Origin of the sequence: Candidatus Competibacter phosphatis (assembly GCF_012939995.1) — a bacterium.
Lineage (GTDB): Bacteria > Pseudomonadota > Gammaproteobacteria > Competibacterales > Competibacteraceae > Competibacter > Competibacter phosphatis.
Map to the genome: position 1 here is coordinate 67,387 of NZ_SPMZ01000002.1, position 18,378 is coordinate 85,764.

The 18,378-nt window shown below is 61.6% G+C and carries 19 protein-coding genes and 1 pseudogene; 5 read left to right on the forward strand and 15 right to left on the reverse strand.

Annotated features, from left to right (window positions below):
• Positions 1–160: 160 nt before the first annotated feature.
• From E4P82_RS00530 to argE, 7 genes are all read right to left on the reverse strand, one after another.
• Entirely contained in the window at positions 161–859 is a 699-nt protein-coding gene (locus E4P82_RS00530) for a glycosyltransferase family 2 protein (protein ID WP_420887046.1), read from the reverse strand.
• A 134-nt stretch (positions 860–993) separates the two neighbouring features.
• Positions 994–1,404: a type VII toxin-antitoxin system HepT family RNase toxin gene (hepT, locus tag E4P82_RS00535; RefSeq protein ID WP_169247073.1), complete on the reverse strand. Its 411-nt coding sequence runs from the start codon at positions 1,402–1,404 to the stop codon at positions 994–996.
• A complete protein-coding gene (gene mntA / locus E4P82_RS00540) occupies positions 1,394–1,798 on the reverse strand; it encodes a type VII toxin-antitoxin system MntA family adenylyltransferase antitoxin (protein ID WP_169247074.1) in 405 nt (134 codons plus the stop codon). The genes hepT and mntA overlap by 11 nt, the downstream gene beginning before the upstream one ends.
• Positions 1,799–1,820: 22 nt before the next feature.
• Entirely contained in the window at positions 1,821–2,261 is a 441-nt protein-coding gene (locus E4P82_RS00545) for a DUF29 domain-containing protein (protein WP_169247075.1), read from the reverse strand.
• Between the two features lie 206 nt (positions 2,262–2,467).
• The gene (locus E4P82_RS00550) at positions 2,468–3,028 is read right to left on the reverse strand and encodes a Uma2 family endonuclease (protein WP_169247076.1); all 561 of its coding nucleotides are present in this window, start codon (positions 3,026–3,028) and stop codon (positions 2,468–2,470) included.
• Positions 3,029–3,056: 28 nt separating this feature from the next.
• Positions 3,057–3,974, reverse strand: coding sequence for an AEC family transporter (locus E4P82_RS00555; RefSeq protein WP_169247077.1), 918 nt, complete (start codon positions 3,972–3,974; stop codon positions 3,057–3,059).
• Positions 3,971–5,131, reverse strand: a complete 1,161-nt coding sequence (gene argE / locus E4P82_RS00560; protein ID WP_169247078.1) for an acetylornithine deacetylase — start codon at positions 5,129–5,131, stop codon at positions 3,971–3,973. The genes E4P82_RS00555 and argE overlap by 4 nt, the downstream gene beginning before the upstream one ends.
• A gap of 160 nt (positions 5,132–5,291) precedes the next feature.
• Here argE and E4P82_RS00565 point away from each other — a divergent pair, with 160 nt between their 5' ends.
• Together E4P82_RS00565 and E4P82_RS00570 are read left to right on the forward strand one after the other, a co-directional pair.
• Positions 5,292–6,410: a GNAT family N-acetyltransferase/peptidase C39 family protein gene (locus E4P82_RS00565; protein ID WP_169247111.1), complete on the forward strand. Its 1,119-nt coding sequence runs from the start codon at positions 5,292–5,294 to the stop codon at positions 6,408–6,410.
• A 43-nt stretch (positions 6,411–6,453) separates the two neighbouring features.
• Positions 6,454–7,935 carry a RimK family protein gene (locus E4P82_RS00570; RefSeq protein WP_169247079.1) on the forward strand — a complete coding sequence of 494 codons (1,482 nt, stop codon included), beginning with the start codon at positions 6,454–6,456 and terminating at the stop codon, positions 7,933–7,935.
• A gap of 57 nt (positions 7,936–7,992) precedes the next feature.
• Here E4P82_RS00570 and E4P82_RS00575 read toward each other — a convergent pair whose 3' ends face one another.
• Positions 7,993–8,322, reverse strand: coding sequence for a high-potential iron-sulfur protein (locus tag E4P82_RS00575; protein ID WP_169247080.1), 330 nt, complete (start codon positions 8,320–8,322; stop codon positions 7,993–7,995).
• Between the two features lie 151 nt (positions 8,323–8,473).
• Between E4P82_RS00575 and E4P82_RS00580 the strand changes: the two genes are divergently transcribed.
• Positions 8,474–10,966 (forward strand): penicillin acylase family protein, encoded by a 2,493-nt coding sequence (locus E4P82_RS00580; protein WP_169247081.1) that lies wholly within the window; start codon positions 8,474–8,476, stop codon positions 10,964–10,966.
• Between the two features lie 67 nt (positions 10,967–11,033).
• On the opposite strand, the gene E4P82_RS00585 is transcribed toward E4P82_RS00580, so the two are convergent.
• The 7 genes from E4P82_RS00585 to rsxA are packed head-to-tail and all read right to left on the reverse strand — an operon-like array spanning position 11,034 to position 16,443.
• Positions 11,034–11,330: an RnfH family protein gene (locus tag E4P82_RS00585; RefSeq protein WP_169247082.1), complete on the reverse strand. Its 297-nt coding sequence runs from the start codon at positions 11,328–11,330 to the stop codon at positions 11,034–11,036.
• Positions 11,331–11,374: 44 nt separating this feature from the next.
• Complete coding sequence (locus E4P82_RS00590) at positions 11,375–12,049, reverse strand: electron transport complex subunit E (protein ID WP_169247083.1); 675 nt, start codon at positions 12,047–12,049, stop codon at positions 11,375–11,377.
• On the reverse strand, positions 12,046–12,690 hold the full coding sequence (gene rsxG / locus E4P82_RS00595) for an electron transport complex subunit RsxG (protein ID WP_312913679.1): 645 nt from the start codon (positions 12,688–12,690) through the stop codon (positions 12,046–12,048). Before rsxG ends, E4P82_RS00590 begins: the two co-directional genes overlap by 4 nt.
• Positions 12,683–13,804 carry an RnfABCDGE type electron transport complex subunit D gene (locus E4P82_RS00600; protein ID WP_169247085.1) on the reverse strand — a complete coding sequence of 374 codons (1,122 nt, stop codon included), beginning with the start codon at positions 13,802–13,804 and terminating at the stop codon, positions 12,683–12,685. The genes rsxG and E4P82_RS00600 overlap by 8 nt, the downstream gene beginning before the upstream one ends.
• 30 nt (positions 13,805–13,834) lie before the next feature.
• Positions 13,835–15,304 carry an electron transport complex subunit RsxC gene (rsxC, locus tag E4P82_RS00605; protein WP_169247086.1) on the reverse strand — a complete coding sequence of 490 codons (1,470 nt, stop codon included), beginning with the start codon at positions 15,302–15,304 and terminating at the stop codon, positions 13,835–13,837.
• A gap of 3 nt (positions 15,305–15,307) precedes the next feature.
• Positions 15,308–15,832: an RnfABCDGE type electron transport complex subunit B gene (locus tag E4P82_RS00610; protein WP_169247087.1), complete on the reverse strand. Its 525-nt coding sequence runs from the start codon at positions 15,830–15,832 to the stop codon at positions 15,308–15,310.
• 29 nt (positions 15,833–15,861) lie between these two features.
• Positions 15,862–16,443: an electron transport complex subunit RsxA gene (rsxA, locus tag E4P82_RS00615; protein WP_169247088.1), complete on the reverse strand. Its 582-nt coding sequence runs from the start codon at positions 16,441–16,443 to the stop codon at positions 15,862–15,864.
• A gap of 339 nt (positions 16,444–16,782) precedes the next feature.
• On the opposite strand from rsxA, the pseudogene E4P82_RS21590 reads away from it, so the two are divergent.
• Both E4P82_RS21590 and nifL read left to right on the forward strand, forming a co-directional pair.
• A pseudogene (locus E4P82_RS21590) lies at positions 16,783–17,175 on the forward strand (PAS domain-containing protein); the annotation flags it as partial.
• Positions 17,176–17,408: 233 nt separating this feature from the next.
• The gene (gene nifL, locus E4P82_RS00620) at positions 17,409–18,359 is read left to right on the forward strand and encodes a nitrogen fixation negative regulator NifL (protein ID WP_169247089.1); all 951 of its coding nucleotides are present in this window, start codon (positions 17,409–17,411) and stop codon (positions 18,357–18,359) included.
• The last annotated feature ends 19 nt before the right edge of the window (positions 18,360–18,378 follow it).

Sequence of the window (18,378 nt, forward strand, 5' to 3'; positions counted from 1 at the left end):
TACGTTGATCTTCCTCGACTCCTTTATAGTGCAAGCTGGAGATTTGTTCCGAGATCATGCCAATTAAAAAATATTAACAAGGAATAAATTAAGAGCACAGCACTCATGTTGGTAAATCGATGTGCGGTCGCATACGTATAACCGTAATGCAAAATAGCCACTAAAAAAAAATGTCAGGCTTATCGGAAGAAAAAAAATGCATCGGCGAGAATAAGGCGCCGACCTTAAGGATAATCAGAAAAAACCGTGCACCGTCCCGCAGGAGGCGAATGTGGCTTTTCCCACCACGCTGGCCAGCTCGGATCGGGATGTAGGCGACCGGAAACCCCGCGCGGAAAAAAGCCATGGTGCTGGTGGTGGGGTAAGAAAAGCCGTTGGGCAACAAGTAAAGGAACTTGCGAAAATGACGAGCGCGGACAGCACGAAACCCGGAAGTGAGGTCCTTGATGCGATAACCGGTCATCACCGAAGCCAACCGGTTATAGAACTGGTTAGCCAACCACCGGCCCGACGAGGCGTGAGTATCGGCTTGCCGCGCGCCCACCGCCATTTCATGGCCTTCCGCTAGCTTCGCCAGCAGGCGGGGAATGTCGGTGGGCGAATGTTGACCGTCGGCATCCATGAAAACCAGCAGGTCACCCTTGGCATTCCGCGTGCCGGTCTTGACCGCCGCGCCGTTTCCCAGCGAGTACGGGTGGCGGACCACTCGCGCACCGTGCGCCCGGCCCACCTCACCGGTCTGGTCGGTGGAACCGTCGTCGACCACAATAATCTCCGCCGCCGGATACAACGCTTTCAGTTCGGTCAGCAACGGCGGCAGATTGGCCGCTTCGTTCTTGGCCGGCAAAATGATGCTCAAGCTCTCTTTCATGATCGACCTTATTCTACGTTTTGTAAGAGCATAATCGATCTATATGGCGCTGCCCACTCGACACGCCATGCTCTATTGATTCGCCTGACCGCCAGCACCTGCTCCGCCCGATTTCAACCAGCTTACTCCTGACGCAACAACAGTTGACAATACGTCTCGAAATCAACGAGATGCCCAGACAGCACGGATCGGACGATATCCAAATTCAGCTTTTGGTAATCATGAATAGCGACGTTGCGGAATCCAACCATGGCCTGCAAGCGCCGGGATAAATCAGCCGGGATCAGATGTGCCCGCTCCAGCAAGGAAAACGCGTCCCGGCTATCTTGGGGAATGCCCAGACGGTTGACCCGCACCCGATGCATAGCCACATCGATGCTGGCCTCACACGCCCGCAGCAGGTTGAGGATGATCGAATCCTGCTTGGTAAAGTGAATCGCCAGCTCGGACTCATGGCCCTCGTACTCCTCCCGAATCCGTCCCAAATAGCGCTCGATCACCGCCACCTTGTTCAGAACCACGTCATCGGGCATGAATCCTTCCTCGCTCGTGAATATCTCCGAGAATATCTCGACGAGCCTCGTTCAGCCGCACATAGTCGGCCAAGGCCCGACTTTCGAACTCCTCGGACCGGAATCGGTCGGCGCAGTAAATGCGGCGGTCATGGCCAAACACTTGCTGGCGTAACACCACAGATGCATTCTGCAAATCCACCAAGTCCACATCCCGCTTAAATTGCCGGGCCAGATCCTGCGCCAACTCCCAGCAAGCCACACTGGCCATCGGCCTGGGCGATAGGATGGCGAGGTCAATGTCACTACCAGTGTGTTCAAATGGAGTACCGGCGCTCCCAAACCGATAAATCGCCCAGACCTCGGGTAACGCCTTCAGGATTCGATCAACGATCATCTCGTCGGATATCTTCATTAGCCAAAATACACCTTATAAACTAAGGCATTAGGTCCCAGCCATCGCGCTCGCTCATGATCTGTTCCAGCTCAAACGGACAAATCTCTGGAAACAGCGTCTCCTCCAAACCCGTTTCAGCGATCGCCATCAGTACCGCATCAATGTAGGCATCCGCCATAAGTGTCGGTAATTCGGGGCGCAGACTTGGATTATCGGCCAGCAACCGAGCCACCTGTCGCTGTTGCTCCCGAATCGTCGCTCGCCAACTTCGACCACGCCGTTCCGGTTGATAACGCCATTTCAACCAATGCATCAACAACACCGCCAACCGGCTCCCCAACGCCCGCCGCTCACTCCGTCCCATGCTTTCCAATTCCTCGGCGATGTTCATGCGATCAACTTCCGCCCATCGCCCCGCGCGCAGCAGGGCCGCATTTCGCGTTGCCCATGCGTACAAATCCCGTTCATAAAGGGTTTCCATAACGCCACCTAAATCTCAAGCCAACCGGATAAATCATCGCACCCATCATCCCATTACTTGCGGGCAAGGCTGTTCCAGCAGCCGCCACTACCGCCTCCAGCGTCACTGCCGCCGACGCTTGCTCGCCCCAGATTTCCAGAAAGCACGGCATCAACTGTCGGCGCAAAATTCAAATTCCACCTTGCCGCAAGCCTTTTTAATTTCGATCAGCGCCATAGTGCCGCCAAATGGACTCGGATCTCCGGTAACCGCTCCAAGGTCAATGTTTCATCAGGTTCCGCTGTCCGGCTCTCCCGATAATTCCCCAGCACCGGTTCTCGATAGCAGTCCATCCGCCCCTCCGTCGCGTCCAGCAGCCAAACCTCCGGGATACCGTGCCGGGCGTATAAAGGAATTTTCAACTCCCGGTCATAAGCCAGCGTGCTATTCGCTATCTCGATCAACAGCAGCACATCTCCCGCAGTCGGATGCGCATCGCGATAACCACGATTCACTACCAGCGCCAAGTCCGGCACCACTTCGCTATTTTCATCCAGTTGCACTGGGTTCTGAACCCGCACTCGATAATCGCCATAATTCTGAATCGTCAGAATCTGCGCCAATCGATCCACATAATCCGCGTGCAGGCTGTTAATCGGCGCCATATCCATCAACTCCCCATCGATCAGTTCCACGCGGTCGGATTCGGTCAGAATCCCCGCCGCGCCAAGCCGCTGAAAATCGACCACCGCCAGCTTATGTCGCGGGAATTGCACCGTCGCGGCCATAACCCCTCCGCTCCACCACGTATTTCAACTAGACCACCCAGACCAGCACCGCCGGCAGCGTCACCAACGCCAGCCCGGTTTCCACCGTCACGATCGCTGCCATCAACGGCGCGTCGCCACCCAGTTGCCGTGCCAGAATATAAGCGGTGGACGATCCCGGCAGCGCGGCAAAAGTCATCAAAACCGCCGTTTCCAACTGGCCCGGTTGCACCAACCAGCATAGCGTTGCCGCCAGCGCCGGCAATACCAATAGTTTCAGCGCGCTGACCGCGACCAGCAAGCCCAGCCGGTTCAGCGCCGCTAGTCGCAAGCCCGCGCCCACCGCCAGCAGACCCAACGGCAACGCCGCCCGCGCCAGAATATCCAGCATCGCCGCCGAGCCCCACGGCAAGCCGATCCCGCTGAGATTCAAGCCAATCCCGACCAGACAGGCCAGGATCAGCGGATTGGTGATCAAGCCCCGCAACACCCCAGTCACACTGATCGAACCACCGGCGTGCGCGCTCAACACCAGCACGCACAGCACATTGATCATCGGGATCATGAGCGCCATCACCAGCGCCGCCACCGTGCCGCCCTCGACGTGAAACACCGCCAGCGCCACTGCCAGTCCCACATACGTATTAAAGCGGATCGCACCCTGGTATACCGAGCTAAAGGCTGGTCCGTCCACTCCCAGCCACGGCCGTAGCGTATACGCCAGCGCCGTCATCCCCAACAGCAAAACCACCACCACCACCGCCACCGGCCCGACCGCGTATTCCTCCAGCCGCGCCTGCGCCAAGCGGTTCACCAGCAAGGCCGGAAATAGCAGAAAATAGGTCAGTCGCTCGGCGGCCGGCCAGAATCCGTCACCCGGAAACCCCAGCCGCCGCAGCCCCAAACCCAGCAGGATCAGCGCGAAGATCGGCCCCAGCGCGCCGAGAATCAGGGGGAGGTTGTTCATGCGGATGGCAAACAAAACCGCCCGATCAGCCCTCGCAGCAGATCCAGCGTCGGCTGAATCGTCGCCAGCGACAGAAATTCGTTCGGCTGATGGGCGCATTCCACATCGCCGGGACCGAGAATCACCGTCTCCATGCCCAAGGCATTCAGATACGGCCCCTCGGTGCCGAAACTCACCACCCCAGCCGGCGCACCGGTCAGTTCCTCGGTTGCCCGCACGATGGCGGCCGCCGCTGGCGTTTCCATCGCCTCGATCCCTTCGAACAGCGGCAGGAAATCCAGTCGCAACTCGCTCTCGGTCAGCAATCGAGCCAACCGACCATGCAACTCGCCGCGCAGGTCCGCCAACGACATTCCCGGCAACGGCCGAATATCGATGTGCAGCTCGCAGTCGGCGCAGATCCGGTTGGGATTGTCGCCGCCGTGGATATGCCCCAGATTGAGGGTCGGCACCTCGACCTCGAACAACGGGTTGCGGTGGCCCGCTTGCAATTCCGCCCGCCAGCGCAGCAACTCGCCGATCACCCGGTGCATGCCCTCCAGGGCGCTCACACCCAACGCCGGATTACTGGAATGACCCGAGCGGCCTTCCAGCCGGATCGCTTCCATCAGGATGCCCTTGTGCATCCGTACCGGTTTCAGCCCGGTCGGTTCGCCGATCAGCGCGTGCCGACCCAGCGGCCGACCGGCCGCCGCCAGCGCCCGCGCGCCATGCATGCTGCTTTCCTCGTCCGCCGTGGCCAAAATCACCAGCGGCTGGCGCAACGAACCCGCTGAGAACTCCCGCGCCGCTTCCAGCGCCAGCGCCAGAAAGGACTTCATATCAGCAGTGCCCAGACCATAAATCCGCCCGTCCGCCACCTCTCCGCCAAACGGATCGTATCGCCAGCGCCCGGCATCGAACGGCACCGTATCGGTGTGCCCAGCCAGCACCAACCCACCCGGCCCCACCCCCAGCGTGGCGATCAGATTGGCCTTATCCGGCCGTTCCGGTAGCGGTTCGATCCGCACCACGAAACCGGCATCCTCCAGCCAATTGGCCAGCAGATCGACCACCGGTCGGTTGCTTTGATCGAACTGCGGCGACACGCTACTGACCGAGGGAATGGCGATCAGTTGGCGGATACGATCCAGTAACGGGGTTGACGAAATCGGCATGAGTTTTCACTAGCGATGGAGGTGAATGCTGCGAGATAATAGCAACATTCGCCGGTTGGTATCCCGCGCTTGTCCTGGCCGTTGTCGCCAAGCCGTCTTGCCCATCCCCGTTCGCCCGCCCGACTTTCGAGTCTGGAACCGCTTTGCCTTGAAATCCGCCATGCCGCGCGCCGCTACTCCGGACGACATTCCAGCCCTGTTGGCCATCGAGAACCGCTGTTTCAGCAGCGACCGGCTGTCCCGCCGTAGTTTCCGTCACCTGCTAACCCGCGGCAACGCGATCACCTTGGTCGAAGAAGACGCCGATCGCATTCGCGGCTACGTGCTGCTGCTGTTCTCGCGCGGCACCTCAATGGCCCGCTTGTACTCCATCGCTGTCCACCCGGATTTTGCTCGCTGTAAGATCGGCGACCGCCTGCTGGAAGCCGCCGAGACCGTCGCCCTGGAGCGCGATTGTGTGTCGATGCGGTTGGAGGTCCGCCGCGACAACCCCCCTTCGCTGAACCTGTTCCGTCGCCACGGCTACCGCCAGTTCAAGGAAGTGCTGGATTATTACGAAGACCACATGACCGCGCTGCGCTTCGAAAAGCGCCTGGTCCCGCAACTCCAACTCGATCTGGTCAAGGTCCCCTACTACCAGCAGACCCTCGATTTCACCTGCGGTCCAGCGGCGCTGATGATGGCCATGAAGGCGCTGGACCCCACGCTCGAACTGGACCGCAAGCTGGAACTGCGGTTGTGGCGCGAGGCTACCACCATCTTCATGACCGCCGGCCATGGCGGCTGCGGCCCCTACGGATTGGCGCTGTCGTCCTATCGACGCGGTTTCGATCTGGAGATTCACGTCAACGAAGACGGCGTGTTCCTGGTCGATTCGGTCCGCAACCCGGAAAAAAAGGAAGTGATGCGACTGGTGCAGGAAGACTGGATCGAAGAATTGAGCCGGTTGCCAGTCGCCTTGTATCGCGGCAGTCTGGGCGTGGACGAACTACGGCAGAAATTCGAAACCGGCGGTATTCCGCTGGTGCTGATCAGTTCCTACCGGATCTATGGCGAGCGCTTCCCGCACTGGGTGGTCGTCACCGGTTTCGACGATCACTGCATCTATGTCCACGACCCGTTCGTCGATGACGAAAACGGCGAAACCGTCACCGATTCCGTCAACATGCCGATTTCGCACCGGGAGTTCCAGCGCATGGCCCGCTATGGCAAGGTCGCGCAAAAAGCCGTGCTGATCCTCTATCGCTCCAACCGTCGCCCCGAACCGCCGGCCACTTAACCACCCTAACCGCACACTCGCTTTATCAGGACGCTTTGCACCGATGGCCGATCACATCATCCTGGTGGAAAATCCCACCGAATGGAAACCCCATTTTCCCAAACTACCCGTCGTCGCCGCCAAGGACTACCTGGCCAAACCCGAATACTCCACCGGCCGCAGCCTGCGGGTACTCAACCTGTGCCGCAGCTACCGTTACCTAAGTGTCGGTTACTACTGCTCGCTGCTGGCCGAGGCCCGACGCCACCGGGTGATCCCCAGCGTACGCACCCTCAACGATCTCAGCCGCAAGTCGATCTACAGCCTGGACGTCGAGGATCTGGACGACCATGTCCAGCAGGTGCTGGGCAAGCCCCGACCCGGCTTCACTGCCACGGCCTTCGAACTGGATATCTTCTTCGGCCAGTGTGCCGCCAAGGAACTACAGGAGCTGGCCCGACAACTGTTCGATGCCTTCCGCTCACCGTTGCTACGCGTGGAATTCCGATTGCAAGGCAAGTGGCGAATCGCCACCCTCAAGGCACTGCACCTGCATTCGCTGTCGGCCGAACAGGAGGAGATGTTTCTCGGAGCACTGGCGGCTTATCTCAGCCGGCGCTGGCGGCAGCCGCGGGTCCGCAGCAGTAACTACCGCTACGATCTGGCGATGCTGCACAATCCCAAGGAAGCCATGCCGCCGTCCAACCCCAAGGGACTGCAACAGTTCATCAAGATCGGCCGCGAATGCGGGGTCAATGTCGAATTGGTCGAGAAAAAGGATTTTGGCCGGCTGGCCGAATTCGACGCGCTGTTCATCCGCGAAACCACCGGCATCGACCACTACACCTATACCTTCGCCAAAAAGGCGGAAAGCGAAGGCATGGTGGTCATCGACGATCCCGACTCCATCCTCAAGTGCACCAACAAAGTCTATCTAGATGAGTTACTGCGCACCCACCGGGTCCGCACGCCAAAAACCGTCATCGTCCGCCGCGACAATCTGGAACGGGTGGATGGCGAAATCGACTACCCCATCGTACTGAAGATTCCCGACGGCTCGTTTTCACGCGGCGTGTTCAAGGTCAATGATCGGACTGAACTGCTGGACATGGCCGCTAAACTGTTCAAGTCCTCCGACCTGCTGCTGGCACAGGAATTTCTCTATACCGAATTCGACTGGCGGGTAGGAATTCTCAACAAGACGCCATTGTTCGTCTGTCAGTATTTCATGTCCAAGGAGCACTGGCAGATCTACAACCACGAACCCGGCCAAAAAACCGGTAACCGCGCCGGCGATTTCAAAACCTTCCGGGTCGAAGATGCGCCGGAGGTGGTGGTCAAGACGGCGCTCAAGGCGGCCAACCTGATCGGCAACGGCTTATATGGCGTGGATTTGAAACAGACCGACAAGGGCGTGGTGGTAATCGAAGTCAACGACAACCCCAACATCGATCACGGCATCGAGGACGCGGTGCTCAAGGAAAATCTTTATCGCACCATCGTCGAAGACATCGTCTGGCGCTTGGATCGCAAGCGGGGAAAATAAGGGAGCCGGCAGGGAGCAGGGATTACGCAAGACCTGCTCCCTGAATTCTCAAGCGGTTCAGGCCGCCTTCTTGGTCCAGGCGGTGCACCAGCCGTTGGCATGAACCAGTTTACCCTGGAAAATTGCGCAAGGGCCGCTCTCTTCGCCAGCCTTGCCGGTGTACAGGCCACAATTATGGCAAAACGCCTCGGCATCCTTGCGCTTGTCGGATTTGGTGGCGTCGGCCGCGTAACCCAGCGACGCCGCCGTGGGATCGGTCTCGCTGACCATGTCGGCCGCCTTGGCGGCTCCACTCAGCAGGGCGTTGGCGAACGGCGCGGCCGCCAAGCCGATGGCGGTCAGCTTGATGAAGCGGCGGCGACTGTTATCGGAAACAGGATTGGTCATGGGGGTCTCCTCGGGAGTTGTTATATGACCTGGTCAAACTCACGCGAACAGCACCTGCGCGAGCGCTTGAATGATAGCATGGACCGCCATCGGGCAATTTGACATCCTGCAATGACAACGACCGATTTCCTCCTTTTTGGAGCGACATTGCATGCACGCAACTGCTGACAGGGCGCGGTTTCGCCTTCGGTGGCGCCACTGGGCGCCGCAGGTCGGTATCGGCCTGTTGGCGCTGCTGGCCAGCTGCGCCATCTGGTTGTATAGCCGATTGCACGGCAGCCTGCCTCAACTGGATAGCACGGCGGTATTGGCCGGACTGAGCGCGCCGGCCATTGTCGAACGCGACGCGCTGGGCATACCGGTCATCCGTGGCGCCAACCGGCTTGATGTCGCCCGCGCCACCGGCTTCATCCACGCTCAGGAACGATTTTTCCAGATGGATCTGCTGCGGCGCACGGCGGCCGGCGAGCTGGCGGCCTTGTTCGGCCCGGCGGCGCTGGATTTGGATCGCGCCCACCGCCTGCATCGCTTCCGCCACCGTGCCCGTCAGGCGCTGACAGCGGTACCCGCCGAAGATCGCGCCCTGATCGACGCCTACACCGCCGGCGTCAACGCCGGACTGGCCGCCCTCGCCGCCCCTCCGTTCGAATACCTGTTACTGCGAACCGCTCCCGAACCCTGGCGAACCGAGGATACGCCGCTGGCGGTGTATGCGATGTATCTGAACCTGCAAGGCCAGCAATGGCGGCGCGAATCGACCCGGGGTCTGCTGCACGACCGGCTGCCACCCGCCTTGGCCGACTTCCTCGACCCGCTCGGTACCGAATGGGACGCGCCGTTGCTGGGAAACGCGCTTTCCTCGCCATCCCTGCCCGACCCCGAAGCGTTCGACCTGCGCCGTCAGTCGATCGCCGATATCGTTCCGGCGACCACGCGGGCGCATCAAGAAGCGCCCGCCTTCGCGCTCTTCCCAACTGTGACCACCGACCTCTCCGAAACGGTCAGCGGCAGCAACAACTGGGCGGTCGCCGGGCAATTGACCGCTCACGGCGGCGCGCTGCTGGCCAACGACATGCATTTGGCGCTACGCGTCCCCAATATCTGGTATCGGGCTGCCTTGCTCTACTCCGATGAGCGGGGTAACGAGCGACGGATCACCGGAGTCACCCTGCCGGGTACGCCAGCCATCGCGGCCGGCAGCAATGGCCACATTGCCTGGGGCTTCACCAACAGCGAAGGCGACTGGGCGGATCTAGTGATCCTGGAAGCCGGTGCGGATGATGATAGCTATCTGACCCCCGACGGGCCGCGCGCCTTTACCCATGTCCGGGAAACGCTGACCGTCAAGGATGGGCCACCCGAAACGCTGGAGGTGCTGGAAACCGTCTGGGGACCGGTGGTGGATCGCGATCATCAGGGCCGGCGACGAGCGCTGCGCTGGGTAGCGCACGAGCCGCGAGCATTCGACCTGGGGCCACAAGGCTTGGAGCGGGTCGAAACGCTGGAGGCGGCGCTAGCGGTTGCCAACCGGGCCGGCATGCCGGCGCAAAACATTCTGCTGGCCAGCGCGGATGGGCATATCGCCTGGACCATCACCGGTCCGATTCCGCGCCGCTTCGGCCATACGGGTCGGGTACCGTCTTCCTGGGCCGACGGCCGGCGCGGCTGGGACGGTTGGCTGGAACCCACCGAATACCCGCGCATCGCCGATCCGCCTAGCGGCCGGCTGTGGACCGCCAACGGTCGGGTGGTGGACGGGGCGTGGCTCAATCTGCTGGGCGACGGCGGCTACGCGCTTGGTGCCCGAGCCGGACAGATTCGCGACGGTTTGCAATCGACGCAACAGTTCGATGAAGCGCGTTTTCTGGCGCTGCAACTCGATGATCGCGCGCTATTTCTCCAGCGTTGGCGCGATCTGCTGCTGGCGGTGTTGACCCCGGATGCCACCCACGCTGATCCGCGTCGGGAGGAAATGCGTCGATGGGTCGCCGACTGGGGCGAACGGGCCGAGGTGGATTCGGTCGGCTACCGGTTGGTTCGCGCTTTCCGTCTGAAGGTCAGGGAACGGGCATTCGCGCCATTGACCGTTGCTTGCCTGCAAGCGGATCTGCGTTTCGACTACACCTTGATCAGGCAGCACGAGGGGCCGTTGTGGCAACTGGTCACCCAACAGCCACCGCATCTGCTCGATCCTCGCTATCCCGACTGGCCGGCGCTGCTGCTGGATGCGGCGGACGCGACGCTGGCGGAACTGACCGCCGACGGTCAGCCGTTGGGTAAGAAAAGCTGGGGAGAGCAAAATTCGATCCATATCCAGCATCCCTTCAGCCGGATTCTACCCTGGCTGGGCGGCTGGCTGGACATGCCAACACGCGCCCTACCGGGCGACCTGTACATGCCTCGGGTGCAAACGCCGGACAACGGCTCGTCCGAACGACTCGTGGTCGCACCGGGACGGGAGGCGGAAGGCATCCTACACATGCCCGGCGGCCAGAGCGGTCATCCCCTGTCGCCTTTCTACCGAGCCGGGTTCGACGCTTGGGCCGATGGCCGCCCGCTACCGTTCCTGCCCGGACCGGAGCGGCATCGGCTGACGCTGACGCCCGAATCGCTCCGACCCGAATCGCGGGTACGAAGCGAATGAAGCACCGCTTCCCCGCTGACCCGCGCGACTTCCCCACACTCAGGGAACGAGGAAAATCGGACCACAATCAATCGTCGTCATCGTCATCCTCATCGTCATCCAGCGCGATTTTCCGTTGCGGCACGGTCTTGGGATCGACGGTGATCGGTCGGTAGATTTCGACCCGATCCCCTGCTTCTAGCGGTGCGGTCGGCTTGGTGAGCTTGCCAAAAATCCCAATCTTATTTTTCTTGAGATTCAGATGCGGGTAACGACCCAGGACCCCGGATAACTCGATGGCCTGTTGTACCGTACTCCCTTCGGGCACCTCCAGGGACAGCCAGACTTGATGGCCCGATTCGGCGTAAGCGACGCTGACTTGCATAACCCCTCCTTCACACGGTCTTTGCTGCAATTACAAGCCGCGAATCACTGGACACTACAATGAAATTCTTCTTTGACTTCACGCTTTTCAGCCACCCGCTCGATCACTCGTTTGCCGGCCAGCAAAAACCCCAGCACCAGAAAACCGCCCGGCGGCAACAACATCAGCAGAAAGCCGTGATAATCCTTGATCAGCGTGGTTTCCAGAAAGGTGAAAGCTGGCCCCAGCAATAAGGAGGCGTGGGAGAACAAGGTGGCGCTGCCCAAGATCTCGCGACAAGCGCCGATCAGCACCAACGCCAGGGTCAGACCCAGCCCCATCGCCAACCCATCGGCGGCGGCGGCGGACACCGGCTGCTTGGAGGCAAAAGACTCGGCCCGACCCAACACACAACAGTTGACCACGATCAGGGGAATGAACAGCCCCAGCACCTTGTACAGCTCATGCAACCAAGCATTGATCGCCATGTCGGCCAAAGTGACCAGCGAGGCAATCAGCAGCACATACACCGGAATGCGCACCTCTTGGGCGATCCAGTGCCGCAGGCTAGAAACAACAATGTTGGACGCCAACAGCACGGCCGTGGTCGCCAACCCCATGCCGAGCCCGTTGGTGGCGGTGCTGGTCACCGCCATCAGCGGACACAAGGCCAGCATCTGAGCGAACACCACATTGTTGTTCCACAGACCGTCGGCGAAGATGCCGCGATAATCGTTCATTGGTCATGACCTCCACTCGCTTCATCCAGCAACACCGCTCGATGAGCGGCAAAAAACTCCAGTCCCCCCTTGATCGACTTGACCACCGCGCGCGGAGTGATGGTCGCACCGGTGAACTGGTCAAATACTCCACCGTCTTTTTTGACGCCCCAGCCAGCCGGTGGTGGATCGCTCAGCGAGCGACCGGTGAACCCGAGAATCCAGTTGGATTTACTCGTTTCGATCTTGTCGCCCAAGCCTGGGGTCTCGGCATGGCTGATTACCCGCACGCCCAGCAGCTTGCCGTCGCGGTCCACCCCGACGATCAGCACCATCTCCGAGCTGCCGTAACCCGGTGCCGTGGTCCGAAAACTCACCGCTTGCACCTGACCCTTGCGCCGTGCCCGATAGACTTGCACCGACCGATCGCCCTCTTGAATGGTCACCGTGTCGCGCACCGGTTCGTTGTCGTAGTACTCGGCGGGCACCACCTGCTGCAAGGTGACCTGCAAATCCTCCAACTGGCGCCGAGCGATATCGGCATTAGTCCCCAAGTTGGCGATGCCGATCGCCGTGCTGACCAGCAGCGCCACACCACCCAACAACAGGATCGGATACCCCGAGCTTTGCCGAATCTCCGGTTTCAGCCAGTGACTAATCACGCGAATCCACTCCAGATTTCCGCGCCAGAGGCGATTGTTTAGCATGGGCCGGCACCGGTCGCGGCTTGCCGCTCCAGGTTCGACCGTAGGCGCGCGGGCGGATGTAATGATCGATCAGCGGCGTGGCGGCGTTCATCAGCACCACCGCGAACGCCACTCCCTCGGGGTAGCCGCCCCAGGTGCGAATGATGTACACCAACGCACCGCAGCCGACGCCGAACACCACCTGCCCCAGCGACGAGATCGGCGAGGTGACCGGGTCGGTGGCGATGAAAAACGCGCCCAGCATCAACCCGCCCGACAGCAAGTGCAGCATGGGATCGGCGAAGCGCTGGGGATCGAGCAGATGGAAACCGCCGGCCAGCACCAGCATCGCGCCCAGCATCCCGACCGGGATGTACCAGGTGATCACCCGCCGCCACAACAGCCACAACCCGCCCAGCAGCACCAGCCATTCGGCGGTTTCGCCCAAACTGCCGCCGGTCCAACCCAGCGCGGCGGCACCGGCTTGATAATGCCCCGGTAAAATCTGGCTCAGGGAATGATTCATTCCCAACTCGGTACGGGCGTAGCCCAGGATGGTGGCGCCCGTTACGCCATCGGTCGCGGTGGAGTGTCCAAAGGTGATCAACCAGCCTTCCAATAACCCCGGCGAAGTCCCAGACCACCAGAGGTGCGGCTCCAGCCAAGTGGTCATCTCCACCGGAAACGACACCAGCAGCATCACTCGCGCCAGCATCGCCGGATTGAAGATATTCTGACCGGTACCCCCGAACACTTGCTTACCGACCACGATGGCGAACCCGGCACCGACGGCGCCGATCCACCATGGCGCCCAGGGCGGAAGCGACAGAGCCAGCAACACCCCGGTCAACAGCGCCGAACCGTCCATGATCCCCGACCGGATCGGTCGTCCCGCCAACCATAAGCAGCCGGCCTCGCAGGCCAAACCCACCAGGACGGTGACCACCAGCAGATTGAGCGCCGGCCAGCCGAATAGCACCAAGCCGTACAAGGTTGCCGGCAGGATCGCCAGCAACACCGCGCTCATCAATCGAGGCACACTGTCCTGATCATGGGCATGAGGAGCACCGGCGAGCGAATTTGAATTCATACCTCGGCCCTTGCTTTACAATGCAGTGTCTTAATCTTCATCCGCTTCCAGAACCGCGGTTCGTGGTTTCTTTGCCGCCCGCCGTTGCGCCGCCGCTTCCGCCTTGGCCCGCTCCTGTCGTTCGAACCGCGCCTGACGCTGCTCCATCAATTCGCGGGTACGCCGCGCCTTCTGTTCCTCGCGCCGTTGCGCCGCCAGCATGTCGCGCGCATAGGCGAAGTATTGCGGCAGGGGAATGTGCGATGGACAGACGTAAGCGCAGGAACCACAGGACATGCAGTCGTTCAATCCCAGCGCTTGGATACCCTCCCAATCCTCACCGCGCGCCCGTTTGGACAATTCCAGTGGCAACAGGCCCATCGGACACGCCTCCACGCAGCGACCGCAGCGGATGCACGGCGATGGCTCGCTCGCCTCCCCGATTTCGTCGGGAGTCAGCGCCAGAATGCCGTTGGTGCCCTTGATCACCGGCACCTGAGGCCCGGGCAACGGCTGTCCCATCATCGGTCCACCCATCAGCAGACGGGCACGCTCGTCGCTGACGCCGCCGCAATAGGCCAACAGATCGGCCGCCAGCGCGCCGATGGGAACCTCCAGATTACGCGGCTCCGGCACGGCCCCGCCGCTGACCGTGACGATGCGCGTGATCAACGGTCGGTCGTGACGCAGCGCCCGATGCGCCGCATAGGCGGTACCGACGTTGTGCACCAGCAGGCCCGTATCGGTACCACGCCCTCCGGCCGGCGTCTCCAGTCCGGTCAGCAGTTGAATCAACTGCTTGGCCGATCCGGCGGGATAGCGACTGGGCAGACTCAGCACCTCGATCCGGGCATCGTGCCGGCAGGCGTCGCTCATGGCCTCGACGGCTTCCGGCTTGTTGTTCTCAATGGCGACCACGGCGTGCGATGCCTGCAAGGCATGTAGCATGATGGCGATGCCGTCGGCGATTTCCCCCGCGCGTTCGCGCATGAGTTGGTCATCGCAGGTCACATACGGCTCGCATTCCGCGCCGTTGATCACCAGGGTATGCACGCCCGCCTGACGCGCCTTGCTGAGCTTGACCGCCGCCGGAAAATTGGCGCCACCCATGCCGACGATACCGGCGGCGCCGACCCGACGGGCGACTTCTTCCGGGCTCAACTCGAAGGGATCGGGCAGCGACTCGCGCTCGGCCCAACGCTCTTCACCGTCGGTGTCGAGGATGATGGTCGGCAGCGGCAACCCCGAGGCATGCGGCGCGGTAAACTCGCCTATGGCGGCGATCCGCCCGGAACTGGGCGCGTGCAGCGGCGCGGAAGTCGCCCCCTGCGCGCGGGCCAGTAATTCGCCCTTGCCGACCTGCTGGCCGACCGCCACCACCGGCAGCGCCGGGGCACCGGCATGTTGCTGCAACGGGATATAGAGCCGCGACGGCAACGGCAGGGACTCGATCGGCCGCCCGGCGCTGAGATGTTTCTGGCTAGGCGGATGAACCCCGCCACGGAAGTCATGCAGACGCATCGCTCACACTCCCACCAGCGCCGGCTTGGGCCAGCACCAGCTATCGAAAGTCGGTTTTTGGGGACGCAATTGTAAACACTCGGTCGGGCACACCTCGACACACACGCCACAGCCCGTACACGCTTCCTGCAAAACGACATGAATCTGCTTGGGTGCACCGATGATGGCGTCGGTGGCGCAGAGCTTGCCGCAATGGGCGCAGCCGATGCACAGACTTTCGTCGATCTCGGCCAGCAGTGGCGGACCTCCCGACGCATCCAGCGCCCGACCCAGCTTGGCCGCCAATGTCCGCGCCAATGCCGCGCCGCCGGGCGGGCATAGCGTCGGCGCGGCGGTGCCGGCCACCAGCGCGTCCGCCGCGCCACCGCAACCGGGATAACCGCACTGCCCGCAGTTCACGCCAGGCAGCAATTCCATGATGTCCTCGCGCAAGGCATCGCTCGGCACCTGGAAAAAGCGGGCGGCCAGGCTCAACAGCAGCCCCAGCAACGACCCCAACATGGTCAACGTCATCATGGCGGCAATCATTTTGGTGAACTCCCGATCGGGGCCGACGGCTAGCGTACCGGCAACCCAGCGAAACCCATGAACGCCAGCGCCAGCAGGCCGGCGGCGATGAAAGCGATGGGAGCACCGGCAAAAGTCGCCGGCACGCTGGCCATGGCCAGCCGCTCCCGAATCCCCGCGAACAGCACCATCACCAGGGTGAACCCCAGCGCGGAGCCGAAGCCGTACAGCAGACCGCTGAAAAAATCGTGCTTCTGCTGAACGTTGAGCAGTGCCATGCCGAACACCGCGCAATTGGTGGTGATCAGTGGCAGGTAGATGCCCAGCATCTGATAGAGCACCGGGCTGGCCTTGCGCACGAACATCTCGGTGAACTGCACCAGGGCGGCAATCACCAGGATGAACGCCAGGATGCGCAAAAACTCGATATCGAGCGGGACCAGCAGGTAATGCTCCAACAGCCAACTGGCCGCGACCGCCAAGGTCAGCACAAAGGTCGTGGCCATTCCCATGCCCAGGGCGGAGTCGATCTTGTTCGACACGCCCATGAACGGGCACAGCCCGAGAAATCGCACCAGCACCACGTTGTTGACCAGCGCCGCGCCCAACAGGATGAACAGGTAATCCCGCATAACAATCCTCCGCGTTCCTGGCTCGCTACTCCGCAGCAATCGTGCCAACGAGATTGAAGGCATGCCATTCCCTAGACGTTCAATGCCTTGCCGATCTCGATTCTCCCCGGCCGATCGCGGAACGATTGTGAGGTTCGCAACAATGACGAAGGGAAATGGGGTTCGCTTGTCATGAATGCTGCATTGCGGGTGAAAAGGCGGTGAATAGTGGATCGAGCCGAATCCCTCTGTCGCTTCGATTCATGCTCGATCCTCACTACTTCATGCCTCTCACGCTGGCCATGAACTTGCATATGGTTTTCTCACCGGTTCCAGCCTCCCACAATGCCGAGTACACCCATGGCCCAGAACGATCAGAGAACATTCGGCTACCTTTCCGCCCAGACCGACCCGAAGGCGGTGCAATCCGCCGCCGAAGCCCTGCCGCCCTGGGTGTTCGCCAAGGTGGTGGACCATCTGACCATCGCGGTCTGCCTCACCGACACCGACGCCAACATCCTCTACGTCAACCCGGCCTTCACCGAAGTCACCGGCTATGCCGCCAGCGAGGTCATTGGTCAGAACACCGCCATGCTCTCCGATCGCTGCACCCCGGCCCGGGTCTACGATCAGTTATGGCGGCAGATCAAGCGCGGCAAACCCTGGACCGGGCTGCTGGTCAACCGCCGCAAGCGGTCCACCGTCTATCTGGCGGAACTGACCGTCATCCCGATCCAGGATCTCCGGGCGGAAACCGCCTGCTTCCTCGGCATTCATCGCGACGTGACCGCCATGCACCATTTGGAACAACAGGTGCACTATCAAAAGGCGTTGATCGAATCGATGGTGGATGCCGCCCCGGCGGTCATCGCCCTCCTGGACGAGAACGGCCGGGTCATCCTCGACAACCACGAATACAAGAAACTGGTCGGCGACCTGCGGGTACGGGAACCGGCGGCCGAATTCCTGCGTGCCTGCGGGAAACCTTGGGCGAAACCTTTCCGTGGGGCGCGAACGCCGAGCACGGTTTTCGGGATCGGGAGGTCAGCTTCGATCCGGGCGGCAAGGGGCAACCGCGCTGGTTTTCCTGCTCGGGCGTGTGGTTCCGCGAACAGGACAGCAGCGCCGCCACCTTCTTCAAGCCGGTGCGACAGACCTATCTGCTGCTCATGGCCAACGAGATCACCGCGCTCAAGCGCCAGCAGGAAGCGGTGGGCATGAACGCCATGCGCGCCCTGCTGGCCGAGCAGGAACGGGTACGCAGCATGCGCGAGGCGCTGCAAGCCGCCATCTTCCAGATGCAGGGACCGATGAATCTGATCTCCGCCGCTCGCGACCTGCTGGAACGACGCGGCGCCCAGGCCGACCCCGCCCTGCGCCACGCCCTGAATCAGGCTGCCGCGACCGGTCAAACGGCCTTGGAAAGGCTGCGGGCGTTGGTGCCGGCGGTACCCCCGGAAGCGGCGACGCCGGTCAACATCAATCAGTTGCTGCGCGAGGTACTGGAACTGTGCAAGCAGCGCCTGCTGGCCGGCGGCACCGTCGTCGACTGGAAACCCGCGCCGATGCTACCCGCCGTCACCGCGCGGGCCAGCCGCTTGCGCGGCATGTTCAAGCAGTTGATCGACAATGCCCTGGACGCCATGGACAGCAATCGTCACCAACCTCGCGAACTGCGCATCACCACCGCCACTCAAGAGCAGACGGTATCGGTGGTGATCGAGGACACCGGCCCCGGCGTGGCCTCAGACCTGCAATGGCGAATTTTCGAACCGTTCTTCACCACCAAGCGCGCCGCCACCCATGTCGGCCTGGGTCTGGCCATGGTCCAGGAAGTGGTCAATGAGCAGCGCGGCATGATTACTCTTGATCCCGACTATGACGCGGGCTGCCGCTGGCAAGTCTTGCTGCCCATCAAATACGAGGATGATTCTTGACCGCCATCGGTACGCAGAA

Coding starts and splice junctions, on each gene's coding strand:
- hepT (WP_169247073.1), bottom strand. CDS start 1,404: ATGCCCGATGACGTGGTTCTGAACAAGGTGGCGGTGATCGAGCGCTAT.
- mntA (WP_169247074.1), bottom strand. CDS start 1,798: ATGAAGATATCCGACGAGATGATCGTTGATCGAATCCTGAAGGCGTTA.
- E4P82_RS00545 (WP_169247075.1), bottom strand. CDS start 2,261: ATGGAAACCCTTTATGAACGGGATTTGTACGCATGGGCAACGCGAAAT.
- E4P82_RS00550 (WP_169247076.1), bottom strand. CDS start 3,028: ATGGCCGCGACGGTGCAATTCCCGCGACATAAGCTGGCGGTGGTCGAT.
- E4P82_RS00555 (WP_169247077.1), bottom strand. CDS start 3,974: ATGAACAACCTCCCCCTGATTCTCGGCGCGCTGGGGCCGATCTTCGCG.
- argE (WP_169247078.1), bottom strand. CDS start 5,131: ATGCCGATTTCGTCAACCCCGTTACTGGATCGTATCCGCCAACTGATC.
- E4P82_RS00565 (WP_169247111.1), top strand. CDS start 5,292: ATGCCGCGCGCCGCTACTCCGGACGACATTCCAGCCCTGTTGGCCATC.
- E4P82_RS00570 (WP_169247079.1), top strand. CDS start 6,454: ATGGCCGATCACATCATCCTGGTGGAAAATCCCACCGAATGGAAACCC.
- E4P82_RS00575 (WP_169247080.1), bottom strand. CDS start 8,322: ATGACCAATCCTGTTTCCGATAACAGTCGCCGCCGCTTCATCAAGCTG.
- E4P82_RS00580 (WP_169247081.1), top strand. CDS start 8,474: ATGCACGCAACTGCTGACAGGGCGCGGTTTCGCCTTCGGTGGCGCCAC.
- E4P82_RS00585 (WP_169247082.1), bottom strand. CDS start 11,330: ATGCAAGTCAGCGTCGCTTACGCCGAATCGGGCCATCAAGTCTGGCTG.
- E4P82_RS00590 (WP_169247083.1), bottom strand. CDS start 12,049: ATGAACGATTATCGCGGCATCTTCGCCGACGGTCTGTGGAACAACAAT.
- E4P82_RS00600 (WP_169247085.1), bottom strand. CDS start 13,804: ATGAATTCAAATTCGCTCGCCGGTGCTCCTCATGCCCATGATCAGGAC.
- rsxC (WP_169247086.1), bottom strand. CDS start 15,304: ATGCGTCTGCATGACTTCCGTGGCGGGGTTCATCCGCCTAGCCAGAAA.
- E4P82_RS00610 (WP_169247087.1), bottom strand. CDS start 15,832: ATGATTGCCGCCATGATGACGTTGACCATGTTGGGGTCGTTGCTGGGG.
- rsxA (WP_169247088.1), bottom strand. CDS start 16,443: ATGCGGGATTACCTGTTCATCCTGTTGGGCGCGGCGCTGGTCAACAAC.